This is a genomic window from Niallia yueguangensis (assembly GCF_052663115.1).
Map to the genome: position 1 here is coordinate 74,360 of NZ_JBQTCX010000008.1, position 15,620 is coordinate 89,979.

Here is a 15,620-nt window from a genome sequence, read left to right on the forward strand (position 1 = left end):
ACACCTTTTATCTAAATATAGTAAAATTATAAATACATGTTTATATAGCTTTGAAACGGGATGTGATGAAGACCATCTATATGTGCTCCACCTTCCGTACAGTTAAAAAAATTAATTTCTTTTTTTGTTTTCACATAGTTTTCAAACCATCTTAAATAGAATAATAAGTTTTTAGATGTAGCAATAACATCCGTTTTGTCATAGTTTTTCACTTTAATTAAATTGGCTAAATGATTTACATGCTTCTGATTATGGGTATCGTCTGCATGAGAAAATCCATTCGTAAAAGCAAGATCCTGTCCCACGAATATAATATTAGATGCGCCTAGCTTTACTAATAAATCAGTGAACGTTGTGGCAACCGACCCACCAGTATTAACTAATAATCTATTTTTCTCGTTCACTATTTTCTCCGCTTGTTCATATCCATTTTGCAAAATAATAAACCGCTGAAACGGCCATTTAACGACTGCCTCATGATTAGCTGTACTTAAATAAAATAGAATCATTGATTTTTGATTTGAAATGAAATCAAATTGCTCTACTATGTTTATTTTAGGATCTGTAACCATTACATAATCCGGGATAATACCTACCTTTAATAAAGGAGTTAGTGCTGTTCCTACACAACAAATTTTCACCTTTTTATGATTCACTAACTTTTTTAGAATTGGCAACTGTTTTGTTAAAGATGGTCCAGCCGATACAAGAATACAATGTTCATCAGGATGGATGTTTACAAATGTTGAAGCACATGAATCTTGTAGTTGTATGTTCAAATGAAAATTACGGCTTAATAAATGCGACTGATCTTCAATCGTTTGTTGCATTAACTGAATTTGTTGTACTTTTTGCAATATGTCAGGATTCGTAATCATTTTTAACGCCGGCTGGTATACCACTACTTTTACTGTATCATCTTGAACAAAATCAATAGCAGTAAATTGTTTTGGCGTCAGTACATTAATATCTCTCAAACGCTTTTGTATCAGTTCTTGACTTCTGCACCACTCTAAATATTCTTCATTAAATTCGATACTATCAACTTTTAGTTTCGGGTACATCTGTTTTAGGGCATGAATATGATAACCAGCACCAACGCCAATAACAATCACACGAGAAATTCTCGAAGGTTTCGTTATACTCTCTGCCCATTTTTCAGCTTCTAAAATAGGGTTATAGCGGCTATGTAAATAATAGCTATTTCCGTTCATATTTACTTTCACAGTCGGATACTGTCGATTTTGGACACATTCAAAATTACATTTCATAATGCTTGCTGCACTGTACTTAAGCTTGGGTTTATTTCATATTCAAATAGATCTGCTACCAATACATAATCTTCAATACTAATAGCCTCATTAATTTCATTTAAAAAATTATTAACCTTCATTAGTTCTTCTATATCAACCGCTACTTCCAGCTGATTTAATAAAGTTGTTGCTTGAGTCATCCACTCCATCCCTGTTGCAAACTGTACAATTAGTTGTAATGCGTCTGTTTGCTTATTAGCTCTCAGGAAATCAGCAATTTCAATACAAGCATTCATTAAATTAGGAATATAACTTTTTATCGTCTCTAAACTTTCACTTATAAGCTCTTTCGTTTCCATTCAATCATCCCTTAAAATTAAATTTCCCTTTTAAGCTTACACACTACCTTTTCTAAATAAGCAACAGTCAACGTGCAAACTCCTTTAATTCCCTCATATAAATCTTTAGACTTATTATAAATACGTTCCTTTGCATTTTCATCTGTTTCATTTTCAGTTTCTAAACTATAATGGTTTACTTGAAAAATCACTTCTTGTAATAGGTAAAACATAAAATCATCTTTTAATAATGTTTTTAATTCATCATCAATGTTTTCTAATTCAACTAACATATTAGAATTAGTAAATAACTCTTGACTTGGATATTCATTCAATATATCTAAAGACCTTATTGACAATTCTTTTATAGTGTTTATATCGTCTAAAATCTGTTGAATTTCACTGCAAATATAATCCAAATCTTGTTCCATAACGGAAAAGTGGTTTAATAAATCAAGAAAGCTTTCATTAATATTATCATGACAACATTCATTCATAAATGACATAAATTTTTTATTAGGGATGCCATTTATCGGAATTCCCCCATCTGTACAATTGTATATACGATTAGACTTTACTCTTTCAACTAAATATTCGAATGACTCTTTCATCCCTAGAAATACATAATCTGTATATACCGGTTCACCATTTATATCCTTCTTCAGCAACATTTTTCGCTCTTTTATTTGATTTTCTGTTATTCCTTTAGAATGTTTATTGCCATCAGCATGCGTTACGTGATTCGTATAAGCTAAGTCTTGACCGACTAAACAAATCGGACCAGACGTTATATAATGAGCGATACCTAATGCATAATTTGCCACTGATTTTCCGTCTTGAAGTTCTCCAATATCTTGACGCAATAGCTTATTTGTCCATTCCTTTATAGGAAGATGTGATCCTAAATTAAAAACAATCTGTTTACCTTTGTGCTCTTCGACGATGTTGTGATGAATCGTTAAACTATACGCAAGAGGAATATGATTTACATTTATATTTTTAAAGTGCTGATAGTTTGGCTCTCCGCCATCAATTGACACAATTAAGTCCGGTTCAATATGATGTTTTAATAAAGAATTAATTGTTGAACCTGCACAAATCAACATAAAGTTTTTTCGATATTTTTTTAGAAGTGGAATTTGTTTCGTAAGTGAAGGACCTCCCGAAGCAACAACAATTGGACATGTAAATTGCTGTTCTAAAAATTTTAATGGTGTAGCATGAGCAGCTTGAAATAAATTTAAACTAAAATTTTTTTGCCACGAATGAGAAAACAGCCTCATCGTATTTGAATTTACAATTTGACTCATCATGTTATCTTTAATAGAAATCATCACTTCTTTACAAATACTAGGAAAAATAATAGCGTAGTTTGGCGATGTAATGAATTGTACACGTCGTAAATAAATAGAAAATAAGTGTAATAATATGTTTTTTAAATCATTCACGTGATCAAAAACTACTAATTGTATATTAGGAAAATCTTCAATGGCGTTCATTGTTTTATTTATGTGTTCTATATTTCTTTCATAATTGGGTTCAACGACTAATAAATAGTCTTCTGTGTGTATTTTCTCTATAAATTCATCTACAATATATCCATCTCCTAACCCGAATAAAATATGGAGATGGTTTTTTTTATAGTGACTTTCAACAATTTTTTCGGCTTCTCGAATAGGATTATATACGCTATGTAATGGATATTGATTTACAGATGTAACAGGAAGCTGCGAAATTTTCGCCTCTTTCATACTAATAATAAACGATTCATTCATGACATCTCTCACCTTTAAAAAAGAGCAACCAATAGTTTGGTCGCTCTTAGTTTTTCATTTTACTATAACACGGCTATTCAATTAACGAAGTAATTGAAGAACTCCTTGTGGTTGTTGATTAGCTTGTGCAAGCATTGCTTGAGCAGCTTGAGAAAGGATAGAGTTTTTCGTTTGAGCCATCATCTCTTTCGCCATATCAACATCACGAACACGTGATTCTGCAGCTGTTAAGTTTTCTGCACCTGTGTTTAAGTTATTGATTGTGTGCTCTAAACGGTTTTGAACAGCACCAAATTTAGAACGCATTTTAGACACACTTTCAATCGCATCATTGATGTTTGTAATAGCTGTATTAGCAGCACCATTACTTGTTACTGTAATTGCGCCAGCAGTTAATCCAAGTGCTGTTGCCGTCATCGTTGTAATTGAAAGTGAAATTGTTTGACCTGAATTTGCTCCAACTTGGAATTTATAAGTTCCAGAACCTGCAATTAGTTTTTGCGTATTGAATTCTGTTTCGTTAGCAATACGTGTAATCTCACTATTTAATTCCTTAAGCTCATCAGAAATTGCTGTACGATCTGCAGTTACATTCGTATCATTCGATGCTTGAGTAGCTAATTCACGCATACGTTGTAAAATATCATGCGTTTCATTTAACGCACCTTCAGCTGTTTGAATTAACGAAATACCATCTTGCGAATTTCGAGACGCTTGCTCTAAACCACGAATTTGACCACGCATTTTTTCAGAGATTGAAAGACCTGCAGCGTCATCACCAGCACGATTAATACGAAGACCTGAAGATAATTTCTCCATTGATTTACCTTGTGCACCATTTGCAGCATTAAACTGACGGTACGTATTTAAGGCAGCAATATTATGATTGATTCTCATTCTATTTTTCCTCCTTGAATTTGGTGTTCACTTCCTTGTGAACAAGCTTTTTATTGATCGAGGAAGGTCGGCCGCCCTTCCTGTCTCTATTTTATTTATCGTCAATGGAGTAGAATATTTAATAGTTTTTTTATTTTTTTTCAATGTTTTTTAAAAATGGCAGGATCGAGGAAATGTCTTGTGATGCTTGATGGTTTTCCGCTAGTGTTTGATCATATACTTCTTTGCGAAGAATTTGTATATCTTTTGGGGCTTGTATCCCAATTTTTACTTGATCGCCTTTATTTGCAATGATGGTAATTTCAATATCGTCTCCGATTTTAATGACTTCGCCTTGTTTTCGTGTTAATACAAGCATATCATCACCCCTTTGAGCTAATTGGCATTTTATTTGGAAAAATAGGGTGTTTCGTTTCATAGTTTGAGTTGTTAAGAATAACTTGCATTGCCTGATTATTTTTTGCATTAATAATAATAGGTGCCTGGAAATTAGCGGTTGTTTTTTCAAACGGATCCTGTACCGTTAAAATGCTGTATACTACAACATCCTTTTCCTCTTTAATCTCCAATACTTCAATTACATAATTATCCAATTCAATATCATAGGTAGGATCGAAATCGAAAGGATTGGAAATAACAAATGCTAAGGATGCTGTCTTCGCTGATTGCATGGCAGCAAATCCGCCATCATCGGATAGTGGCAAAATAATAAACTGGGTTTCATCTGGAAAACCTGGAATTCCTTTTGTAAAAGAAAGTATCTCGTCTTGATTTATCGCTATTTTCCCATGATATTTTGTATCAATTTTCACTTTTATTACCACCAATCTTTTTTAATATTATTCACAGGAAGAATACTAAATAATTCACTATGATGTTGAAAAAGCTATCCAAAATGGATAGCTTAATGTAGAAAATCCAGCAGCGTTCTTTGAATTATTTTGGCTCCAACTTGTAATGCTGCATTATGAATAAGCTGTTGTGATAATAAATTGCTGGTTGCTTCTTCAAAATCAATATCTTCGTTTTCAGAAACTGTTTTTTTGGCAACGACTTCTTGTTGTGTTAACCGGCTTTCTACCATTTCCGCACGATTCATTTGGGCACCTAATTGTGATCTTGTTGAAATCACGTTATTCATATACTCATCTATGGAATCAAGTGATTTCGTAATTTCTTTGCCAGCAACATCTGGGTTCGTTATCATCTTTTTGATTGCTTCCATTCCACTAAACATATCAATCGAAAATGCTTCATTGGAGATGACATTCACTGGGATTGATACCCCTTTTGACACTTCTAATAATACCCGATTTGAATTAGTCGATACTGCTGTGTTTTTAGAAATAATGATATCGCTACTTTGAAGTTTTTCTTGATTAGTAGTTGTTTCTCCATCTTTATACGGTAATGCTTCTTGATAAGTGTGAGTAATTTCACCTGCTGGATCATTAAACGAAATAGTGTCTCCCTTTTTATCTTTGTATACATTATTAGTACTATCAAATGTAAATGTGTTTCCTCGATAATTAATGACATACTCAGAAGGTATAATTGTATTATTAGTTAAACCAGTTTGAAAAGCACTATATTCCATATCCATTTGGTTTAAATTAATAGGAGAGTTAGATGTATTCGTACCATTATAAATATATTTTTCTCCTACTTTTGTTTCAGCTAATGTTACCATATGCTGTTGTAAAGTGGTCATTTCATTGGCTATATTGTTACGTGCTGTTTTATCATATGTATCATTGGATGCTTGCACGGTTAATTCTCTAAATCTTTGCAAAATCTTTGTTGCTTCATCTAAAGTGGAATCCGCATTTTCCATCCAATTATACCCTTCATTTAAATTGCGTTGGTATTGTTCTACTTCTACTACTTCTGTACGATAACGCATGCCCTTCATTGCTACTACCGGATCCTCAGAAGGCTTCGTAATTTTTTTTCCTGTTGTAATCTGATCGGATAGTCTTTGTAATTCAGAATAGCTTTGACTAATATATTTTATATTATTATTCGAAAGCATGGATTGAGTTACTCTCATATATTTGCACCTCCTAGTTTAGTTTATCGTCCGCCTACGCCCATACCATTTATTATTTTATCCAGCATTTCATCTGCAATCGTAATCATTCTTGCTGCCGAATTATACGCTTGCTGATATTTCATTAAATCTATCATTTCTTCATCAAGAGACACACTGCTTACAGACATACGCGTTTGCTCAACGGAGTTTTTTAAGATACCTGATGTTTTTTCCATGCGATTTGCTTCTGATGCCTGCTCACCTAGTTTTCCTATCATTCCTTGATAAAAGGATTGTACGTTTGTTAGAGTACCGCCAAAAAGAAGACTTTCATCCTTTACTTTTGCTAATCGTAATGCATTCGTACCGTTTCCACTTGATGCTTCTGTTGCAGCTGCAATATTCTCCGCATCTTCTAAAATGTCATTCGATAACTTTAAGGTTGCTGCAGCACCTTTTGGATTATTAGCAGTTATCGTACTATCAGTGAATGTAAAAAAATCAATATCTCGTTCTGCGCCCGTTTGAATTTCATTTAAACTATAACCACTTCTATGTACTTCATTAAAGGTTTGTACAAAAGTTGCAGCCATTTGATCTAAATCTGCTAATAAATTATTAAAGATTCCTTTTGTATCATTACCATCCAAATATCCATAACCCTCTATTACACCCTTAAGCTTACCTTGAGAATTTAAATCTGAAAAATCATTGATAGTATATAAGCCAGTTGCAGAATCTGCTTCTGTATTAGTACTGATTCCTTCAAATTCATTTGTATCGGTTGGTTCATTGCTTAATTTAAAGAATTTAATTGCTGTTACTGGACTATCCAATTGCACATGATCCTGATATTGAATATGAATACCATTTGCTGTTTTAGTAGCAGCATCCACTAGCTTGATAGGTTGTCCATTAGAATCTGTTAATACATCCCCTTCTGGTGTAGCCATGAAAATATCATATAGACCTTCTGCACTTGCAGTAGCTAATCCTCCGCTAGACTTCGTTTCTATTTTAATATTCACCATGGAAGATAGTTCATCTACTAACCTATCCCTTTCATCATATAAATCATTGGGCAAATATCCATTTGGCTCCACGGCGCCAATTTGTTTATTTAACTGATTTACTTGCTTTAATATACTATTTACATTATCCTGTGTGTTATCTAGTGTATTTCTATTATCCTTCTGGATTGCCTTTAAGGAAGAATTCATATAATGAAATGATTCCACTAAATGAGAGCCTCTTTCTCTTACTACTCTTCGGGCACCATCATTTTCTGGTTCTGTAGCTAAGTCTTGTAATGAATTCCAAAATAAATCCATACTATTTGAAAGTCCAGTATTAGATAATTCATCCATAACATTTTCCATTTGGGACAGCATATCTGCTTTTGATTCCCAGTAACCCATTTTACTTGTTTCTTTTCTATACTGCATATCTACAAAACTATCTCTTATTCTTTGTATTTGATCAGCACTTACACCTGTACCTAACTGCCCCGGCATCTTGGGACTGTTCATTGCTACTGCTGGATAGGATTCTGTTGTCGTTAAATTAACACGTTGTCTTGTGTAGCCTGGTGTATTCGCATTAGCAATATTATGTCCTGTCGTGGAAATTGCAAGTTGCTGAGTTGTCAGCGCACGCTTAGCCGTTTCTAATCCATGAAAGGTCGAAACCATTTATTTTCCTCCTAAACCTTTGATTCAAAACTAGAATATCCTTCTGTTTCATATGAATTTTTTTTCATCGGTCGTTCATAGTTATACGTTTCAATACTAGGTTTTAATAAATCTAATGAAACCTGAACAAACTGTAGTGATTGCTGCAGTAATTGCTGATTTGTTTCATTTTTATTTTTCAAATCTTTAATTGTTTCTTCTAGTTGTTGTTTTAATTGTATAAGTGTTTCACTATCTTTTTCTTCCGACTGTTTTATCACGTCATTTAATGTTATATCATTTTCTCTCTGCAAATAACCTTTTGAGAATATACGCAGATCTTGATCTTTATTTTGAATCAATTTAATCAATTTTTGTTCTTTGCTCATTATTGATTTTAAAAAATTCATATCCCCACGAATAAGTACATCTGTTTTTTCAGTTGCAAGTTCTAATAAATTTTCATGCAGTAGGTTTAAATCTTTTAGCGTATTGGCAATCGCTGCTACATGCAAAATTGCTCCTCCTAATTATCCTTTTTCCAAAAGGACAGTATTTTCTTTGCAACTGTTGTTGCGTCTATTTCGTAATGTCCATTGTTAATTTGATTTTTTAATTCCTGTATTTTTTCCTGTCGACCTTCCATTCCATTACTTTCTTGCAGTTTTTTTGCCTCTTGTGAAATTTCTACCTTATCCTGACGTTTTATACTTTCGGCAGCCTCATTTTTTTCTATTTGTTTTTTATATGGATTTAAATTCACTCGATTATAATGATTGATTTTCATTTTTTCACCCCCAAAATACCTTATTAAAAAGACCGAATCCAATTTATATTTAATTATTCATGTTTTAAGTACTATTCCGCTATTTACTTTATCGGTTAAAATGATTTAAGTTAAAGAAAAAACTATTATTTTTTAGAATTTAGACGTATATTCCTATTATGCGTTTTATTCTAAATAATAGTCCTCATACTTAATGACCATTTTATGCTGAAATACAAAAAACAACATAGAATTTTCTATGCTGCTTACTATGTGTAAATATTAATTAAAAGCCCTCGGATTTCACCGACGGAACCTAAAATATCTAAACCGCTTTTTTCTTTATCTAATAGTGTATTGGTTAGATCTACTAGTTTTTTATCCACTTCTTTAACAATCTTATAAATTTTTGTTCTTCCTCTTCGATTGAAACCACTTTGTTCTTCCAGTTTCAATGCATTATTAACGGCCTCTTCCATAAAATCTTTAACCATTTTTTTATATTTACGCAAATCATCAACGGTCCGATTTTCTGCTAATTTCTTCCCTTGCCCTTCTATATCTTCGACTAATTTTGTCAGTTTTTCGTGCACCATTTGCTGCCGATTTTTCGACATCACTTCTTGAAAGGAAATACTTTCCGTCGGCGTCTTATCCTTGCTCTTTATCTTTTCTGTACTTGCTCTTGAAACCTTTTGTACTTCCAAACAAACCCCTCACTTTGCAATAAGATCCGTACAGTATCTTCTATATATTCTAACATAAAAATTCACTAAAGAAGCTAGTCCAACTATTTCTAGGACTAGCTTCGGTTTAATTAAGATTGTAATAACTGTAAAACACCGTTTGGTAATTGATTTGCTTGAGCTAACATAGCTTGAGCAGATTGATTAAGAATATTATTTTTCGTAAACTCAGTCATTTCTTGTGCCATATCGGTATCACGAATTCTTGATTCAGCAGATGTTAAGTTCTCATTCGTTACTTGAAGATTGCTGATTGTATGCTCTAGTCTATTTTGAGTAGCCCCAAGCTTTGATCGAGTTGCTGATATTTGATTAATGGCTTGGTCAATATTAAACACTGCCTTACTTGCACTTTCGTTAGAAAGCACATTCAATCCATCGATGCCAAGTTTTACTGTACTTAGTTGAGGTACATCAATTTGCACATTTTGATTCGTGTTCGCACCAATTTGGAATGTTAATGCTTTGTTTGTTAAGTCAAACTGAGAAGCACCTTGTTTAGCATTTGCTCCAAATTCCAATTCTAATCCGCCATGAGTAATAATTCCATTTCTAGTAGTTAATTCTTTTTCAAATGTAATTGGCGTTTTTGTTCCATCTCCATTCACTTTTGAAACGGATACTTCCATTTTATTTTCAATTTGAATTTTTGCTGTGCCAGCTTGAGTGATTTTACTTGTATCAACTAAAATACTTTTTCCTGTTTCTGCTCCGATTGATTTAAATGAACCGTCTTCACCTATTTCGGAAGCCAATTTACCTAATGAAAATCCATTTGGGTCAAACACTTCAACTGTAGCACTCATTACACCGTTAGCATCTTTTTGAATACTTGAAGCAACTAGAGTGTATTCTCCAAGACTTAAATCACTTGGCTGCACATCAAAAGTACTTGATCCTTCTGTTACTACAGCAGGGTCAAAATTCCAAGAAAATCCACCGATTTGCAGCTTACCATTTTGCAAATCAACATTTGTTTGCGGGTATATAGCAGGGCTAACTGTCGTACCATCTACATTCAATTTTTCAATTGTAATATCAGCAGTTGCTTGTACATGAAATTTTGTTTCTCCGTTGCTTGTAATTGTATTGGCTCCAATTGTAAATTTCGGATCGGTACCAAATACAACATCTGCATCCAGTGCTTGATCAGTACCAGAGTACAATTCATTATTATTCGCATCTAAAATTTGAACATCCGCTGTGATAGGTGTACCCGAAGAATCGAAATTTGATACTTTAATAATGTAATCTCCACCAACTGAGTCTGTCGCACTGTCAATAGTAATATCAGTATTAGGATTAACCCCTGTTGTTGATGATCCAATCAAAGTTGGAGGTGTTACGAAATCTTTGTTTGCTACTGTTACTTTATATGTTCCATTTTCATCTTTCACGCCTGAACCTACTGCAACTGGAGAATTCCCTAAATTTGTTTTCACTAACTCTCCGTCTTTATACGTTCCTACCATAGGCATCTGAAGTACTGATGAATTACTTACACCAGCACCAGGCTGATTTAACGTGTATGTTAATTTCGGTTGAGATTCTACCCTAACCTCATATCTTCCTGTCGCAATAGATGGATCTACCACTGTTGGAACTTGTTTAATATTTGTTTTTTCACTTTCACCAAGAATATATTGTGTATCAACAGCACTTGAACCATCAAGAAGTTTACGTGTATTAAATTCAGTTTTCGCAGCAATACTATCAACCTCTTTAAGAAGTTGATCAATCTCCAATTGAAGAGATTCGCGATCTGAATCTGTGTTTGTATCATTTGCTGCCTGTACCGATAATTCACGCATACGTTGCAGCATAGAATGTACTTCATTCATTGCTCCTTCTGCTACTTGCATGAGAGAAACACCATCTAAGGAGTTGCGTTCAGCCATTGACAGACCTTTGATTTGTGAACGCATTTTTTCTGAAATTGCTAGTCCTGCTGCATCATCGGCTGCTCTGTTAATTCTAAGTCCTGATGATAATCTTTCTAAGTTTTTAGAAGTGTTAAATTGGTTTTGGTATAAATTGCGGTAGGCATTTAAAGCTTGAATATTGTGATTGATTTTCACTATATAATTCTCCTTTTAAAGTTTAATTACCATTGATTGGTCATAATATTTTTTTCATATGCTTGTGTTTTATGGCGAAGTCCTACATTTATTTTTGATTTATTTTTCATTCCAGCATTCCATGTGGTTAATAGTTCTTCTACTATTTTCTGCACTTCTTGGATGATGGTTATATCTTTTTTTAAATTTGCTTCAATAAGTTTTTCAGCTATATAGTTATATAACATGTCTAGTTGATCGGCAATAATCCCCGCCTCATAATTAAGACCTGCGCCAAGTCTCCAGACAATATCATTTGCTTTTTTTAATTTTAGATTAGCAACAACATAGTCTGTACTAGAAATGTTTTCGATTGCTTCTTCTAAGTTGGTTAAACATGCTTCATATAATAAAGCAGTTATTTCTTGTGGAGATTTTTGAAATATTACTGCCTCACTAATAGGGGTAGACACGAAATTTACACCTCCAAACAATTATCTGTTTTTTTATCGACATTTTCGGTTATATCTTTAATAGTTTTTCTCCATTTCTTCTATTAAAAGCAAAATCTCTGCAATCACGGAATACAATTGAGGAGGAATACTATCTCCTAAGTCCATATCTAATAGGTTTGCTACAAGAGAAGAGTCTTCTTGCATATGAATATTATTTTTTTTTGCTAATTCGATAATTTGTTGGGCAACTACCCCTTTACCTTGAGCTATAACTGTTGGTGCACTATTTTTATTTTCGTACTTTAACACTGCAGCTACTGATCCGTTTTTCTCGAATCTCCTTTTCTGATTATAGTACTTCATCATACTCATATTTGTAAGTCCACTCCTTTCTCTTGTAAAATTGCATTTTTACTAGGTGTCTTTTCATTCGCTGATTCATGAGAACCTTTGACTTCGGTTGTCATTTTTGTAAATTGGATATTTTGAACATAGTAGCCAATATCCTGTAATCGATTAATGGCTATATTAGCTAGTGGTGTCATTTTTGACTGAAATCCTTCTGAATCATTTTTAACCGTAATAGACAAATTTCTGTCTGTCGCATTCAACAGAATCCCTACATCCCCTAATTTCTTTGTTTCTAGTAAGAAATAGAGACTACAGTTTTCCCAATCTACTTGCTCACCTTGTGATTTCGAATGAATAAAAACTTGAATATTTTCACTCTTTTGCCCTAACAGCATCGGTAAATTAAACACCATACTTTGAAGCTGATTGGGAGGGTCCTGCTTACTTAGCAATTGTTGTCCAGTAATATTATGTAAAGCCTGCTCTGCCTGTTTTGCTAATTGTTCATTTCCTTCATCTGAGCCATTTACTAGCTTTAGCAGCGTTGACTTTAAATTTTCTTCTTGTGTCGGAATATTGGACACTAGTGAACTTGCTAAATCACTTTCTCTATTTAAGCCAAGTGAACGTATTTTTTCATATAAATGTCTTGGTGATGGTTCCTCTCCTGCTACTCTATAATCGGAGCCAACATGTGCTGCTTGCTTTAATAAATTTTTCACTGGAGAATCCTGTTCTAAAAATTGACTTTCTTTTGAAACATAATGGAATATTTTTTGTTCCGACGGTTTATATTGAATTTTCTCCACCATATTTTTCACTTCTGACACTATCTTTGCCGCTTCACTTGTATTTCCTTTTGACAGCAGTTTTTTTGCTTCGGCTAATTGCGAGCTGGCTTGCAATAATTGCTTTTCGGTCCGCATATCTGCATATAACATCATGTCACTTTTTAAAATAGCATGATCCAATTTATTAATCGTGTTTTCTAAAATCTTCGTTGTTTGTGGAATGGATGCCTTTTTTAAATTCTCCATTAATCTTTGTGCACTATCTAAATTTCTATAAATTTCTCTTTTTATATCTCGGAACTGTTGCGTAGTTTCTGCTAATTTTTGCGAAATTTTTGTTACTAATATATCTTTAGATAATATCCCCATTGCTAGAAGTTGATTATTCCACTTTTGTTCATCTAATGCTGACTCGTTTTTTGTACTTTTCTGGATGACATCTGGATTCTCTTGCTGAATATTTTGTTCTATTTCTGAAAGCGCATCTGCTATATGATTCCTAGATGCGATTTCTCTACCTTTATTGTTTAATTGCAATGATTCATCAATTGCTTTTTCGATTTTGTTTATTTTTTCTGCATTAAAATTTTCGTTCTTTTTAAATTCAGTCTTCACTAGATTTAATGCTTGCTCAAGATTAGGTTCTGTTTGTAAATGTTTAACTGCTTGTTTTATTGTTTCTATTTGCCCTTGAGCTTGCGATATATTTTTGGGCTGTATCGGTAAAGTTTTTTCCTCTATTGGTTCACTCGAAATTCCCGGTAATGTTGGACTAATTTTTTGTTGTAATTCAGTTACTGCACTTACTATTCGTTTCTTAGCTGCCTCATTTAATTGTTCTGACTGATTCATCACTTGAGAAATTTGCTTTACTATTTCTTGATTTATATTTTTATTTGAAGCAACCGTCTCTAAAATAGCATTACGGACTTGGTCAATTGACTGCCCATCACTTACTTGATTTATTAATTGTTTTATTTGATTCGCTGTCTGACCACGTCCAACTGCTTGTTGCGTATTATGATTAACGATCTGTTCTGCGTTGCTAAGTGCCTTTTGTAGTTTATCAAAACCAGCACTTTCATTTCCCACTAGCTGTTGGATGGAAGCATCCCTTATTGCTTGTTCTACTTGTTTTAATATTTCTGTCGGCATCTTTGGATTCAACACAATCGATTCTCTTACCGTTTGGATCGCCTTTTGTAGGATTGGTTCTTGTTTCAATTGTTCCTTTACTTGTGCAAGATGATCTTGTATTTGCTTTGGTTGGTCAACAGTTTGATTCTTTCCTGTTCCTAGTGAAGAAACCTCTGTCTCTGCTTTCGTAATCGCTTGAACTAGTTTTTCTCGGCCTGCCGCTTCATTTCCTACACGCTGTTGGATGATCGCTTCACTCACTGCTTGTTCTACTTGTCGAACTACTTCCGTTGGTATCTTAGAATTTGAGAGAATCGTCTCTCTTACCGATTGAATTGCCTTTTGTAGATTTGGTTCTTGTTTTAGTTGACTAGTTACTTGCTTTAATTCATTTTGAATCTCTTTATATTGCGTTTGATCTGTATTCTCTTTAAATAAAGGTTCTATAGTGGATAGTGCATTAACTATTCTATTTTTCGCTATTCCTTGTAATTTTTCAGAATCCTTTACAGCTTGAATAACTTCTTGTATATCTTCTTTAGAAATGAAAGGATTATTTAATAACTTTCCTTTTACCGTTTCTATTACTTTGGTCGGATCTTGCTCCCTATTTATTAACGAACTCACTTCTTTGATGACATTATTTAAAATCGTTTTCTGTTGATCTATATTACTTTGCAAATCTTTGCTACCCATATCAAGTTGATAGATTGGATTGGGTTTAACATCTTGCTGTTTCACTGATTCACTTTGAAAATTAGGGTCCATTTTTCTGGCAATAGAATCTATCACATCATTTAACGGCTCTCCATTAAGCGCCTCATGAATGGAAACTAAATTTTTATTTGTGACTTCAAGATTTTTGTTAACTAATGCTCTAATCGCAACAAGCTTTGATTCAAATGTTCCTTTTTCATTTCCAAGGAAACTAGAAATTTGTGATAAGGCTTCTTTATTTACTGGATTATTTTTTCCTAAAAGAGTAATTGCTTTTTTTAGTTGTTCCGTTTTTTCTGTAGAGAGATTTAAACTTTGTATCAACTTTTCTTGATTATCACTTAAAGGACGAGCCACTGTTTCAGGTGGGGTTGATTTCACTCTTATTTCCGAGTTATTTACATCTGTTATTTGTACCGATATTCTATTTTCTGTTGGAATTTCATGATCAAACTTTACCTGAACCTCTTTTCCTTTTATTTGAAGGACCGCTTCATTATCTGATAATCTTGATTTAATCTGGGCATTATACGTTTCACCTTTAGATAACTCAATCGTTTTTTCACTCATTGATAAACTATTTGTAAAGGGGGGTTGATTGGAAACCTGCATATTAACACTCCCGTAAAGTACAT

General features: G+C 33.4%; 15 protein-coding genes. All 15 read right to left on the bottom strand.

The window, feature by feature from the left end:
• Positions 1–26 precede the first annotated feature (26 nt).
• Positions 27–1,271 (bottom strand): motility associated factor glycosyltransferase family protein, encoded by a 1,245-nt coding sequence (locus ACTYA4_RS09440; RefSeq protein WP_443482422.1) that lies wholly within the window; start codon positions 1,269–1,271, stop codon positions 27–29.
• Positions 1,268–1,612 carry a DUF8042 domain-containing protein gene (locus ACTYA4_RS09445; RefSeq protein WP_443482423.1) on the bottom strand — a complete coding sequence of 115 codons (345 nt, stop codon included), beginning with the start codon at positions 1,610–1,612 and terminating at the stop codon, positions 1,268–1,270. The genes ACTYA4_RS09440 and ACTYA4_RS09445 overlap by 4 nt, the downstream gene beginning before the upstream one ends.
• Positions 1,613–1,629: 17 nt before the next feature.
• Positions 1,630–3,366, bottom strand: coding sequence for a motility associated factor glycosyltransferase family protein (locus tag ACTYA4_RS09450; RefSeq protein ID WP_443482424.1), 1,737 nt, complete (start codon positions 3,364–3,366; stop codon positions 1,630–1,632).
• An 81-nt stretch (positions 3,367–3,447) separates the two neighbouring features.
• Entirely contained in the window at positions 3,448–4,263 is an 816-nt protein-coding gene (gene hag / locus ACTYA4_RS09455) for a flagellin Hag (protein WP_443482425.1), read from the bottom strand.
• Positions 4,264–4,393: 130 nt separating this feature from the next.
• Complete coding sequence (csrA, locus tag ACTYA4_RS09460; protein WP_443482426.1) at positions 4,394–4,621, bottom strand: carbon storage regulator CsrA; 228 nt, start codon at positions 4,619–4,621, stop codon at positions 4,394–4,396.
• Between the two features lie 4 nt (positions 4,622–4,625).
• Positions 4,626–5,075, bottom strand: coding sequence for a flagellar assembly protein FliW (gene fliW / locus ACTYA4_RS09465; RefSeq protein ID WP_443482427.1), 450 nt, complete (start codon positions 5,073–5,075; stop codon positions 4,626–4,628).
• Positions 5,076–5,167: 92 nt separating this feature from the next.
• The gene (gene flgL / locus ACTYA4_RS09470) at positions 5,168–6,313 is read right to left on the bottom strand and encodes a flagellar hook-associated protein FlgL (RefSeq protein WP_443482428.1); all 1,146 of its coding nucleotides are present in this window, start codon (positions 6,311–6,313) and stop codon (positions 5,168–5,170) included.
• A 23-nt stretch (positions 6,314–6,336) separates the two neighbouring features.
• Positions 6,337–7,986 carry a flagellar hook-associated protein FlgK gene (gene flgK, locus ACTYA4_RS09475; protein WP_443482429.1) on the bottom strand — a complete coding sequence of 550 codons (1,650 nt, stop codon included), beginning with the start codon at positions 7,984–7,986 and terminating at the stop codon, positions 6,337–6,339.
• A gap of 11 nt (positions 7,987–7,997) precedes the next feature.
• Positions 7,998–8,480, bottom strand: a complete 483-nt coding sequence (locus ACTYA4_RS09480) for a flagellar protein FlgN (protein ID WP_445505602.1) — start codon at positions 8,478–8,480, stop codon at positions 7,998–8,000.
• An 11-nt stretch (positions 8,481–8,491) separates the two neighbouring features.
• On the bottom strand, positions 8,492–8,752 hold the full coding sequence (flgM, locus tag ACTYA4_RS09485) for a flagellar biosynthesis anti-sigma factor FlgM (RefSeq protein WP_443482431.1): 261 nt from the start codon (positions 8,750–8,752) through the stop codon (positions 8,492–8,494).
• A gap of 248 nt (positions 8,753–9,000) precedes the next feature.
• Complete coding sequence (locus tag ACTYA4_RS09490; RefSeq protein WP_443482432.1) at positions 9,001–9,438, bottom strand: YaaR family protein; 438 nt, start codon at positions 9,436–9,438, stop codon at positions 9,001–9,003.
• Positions 9,439–9,548: 110 nt separating this feature from the next.
• A complete protein-coding gene (locus ACTYA4_RS09495; RefSeq protein ID WP_443482433.1) occupies positions 9,549–11,555 on the bottom strand; it encodes a flagellin N-terminal helical domain-containing protein in 2,007 nt (668 codons plus the stop codon).
• Positions 11,556–11,581: 26 nt separating this feature from the next.
• Positions 11,582–12,007, bottom strand: coding sequence for a flagellar export chaperone FliS (fliS, locus tag ACTYA4_RS09500; protein WP_443482434.1), 426 nt, complete (start codon positions 12,005–12,007; stop codon positions 11,582–11,584).
• A gap of 57 nt (positions 12,008–12,064) precedes the next feature.
• Positions 12,065–12,352: an EscU/YscU/HrcU family type III secretion system export apparatus switch protein gene (locus ACTYA4_RS09505; RefSeq protein WP_443482457.1), complete on the bottom strand. Its 288-nt coding sequence runs from the start codon at positions 12,350–12,352 to the stop codon at positions 12,065–12,067.
• A 5-nt stretch (positions 12,353–12,357) separates the two neighbouring features.
• Positions 12,358–15,597 (bottom strand): AAA family ATPase, encoded by a 3,240-nt coding sequence (locus ACTYA4_RS09510; protein WP_445505603.1) that lies wholly within the window; start codon positions 15,595–15,597, stop codon positions 12,358–12,360.
• Between the last annotated feature and the right edge of the window lie 23 nt (positions 15,598–15,620).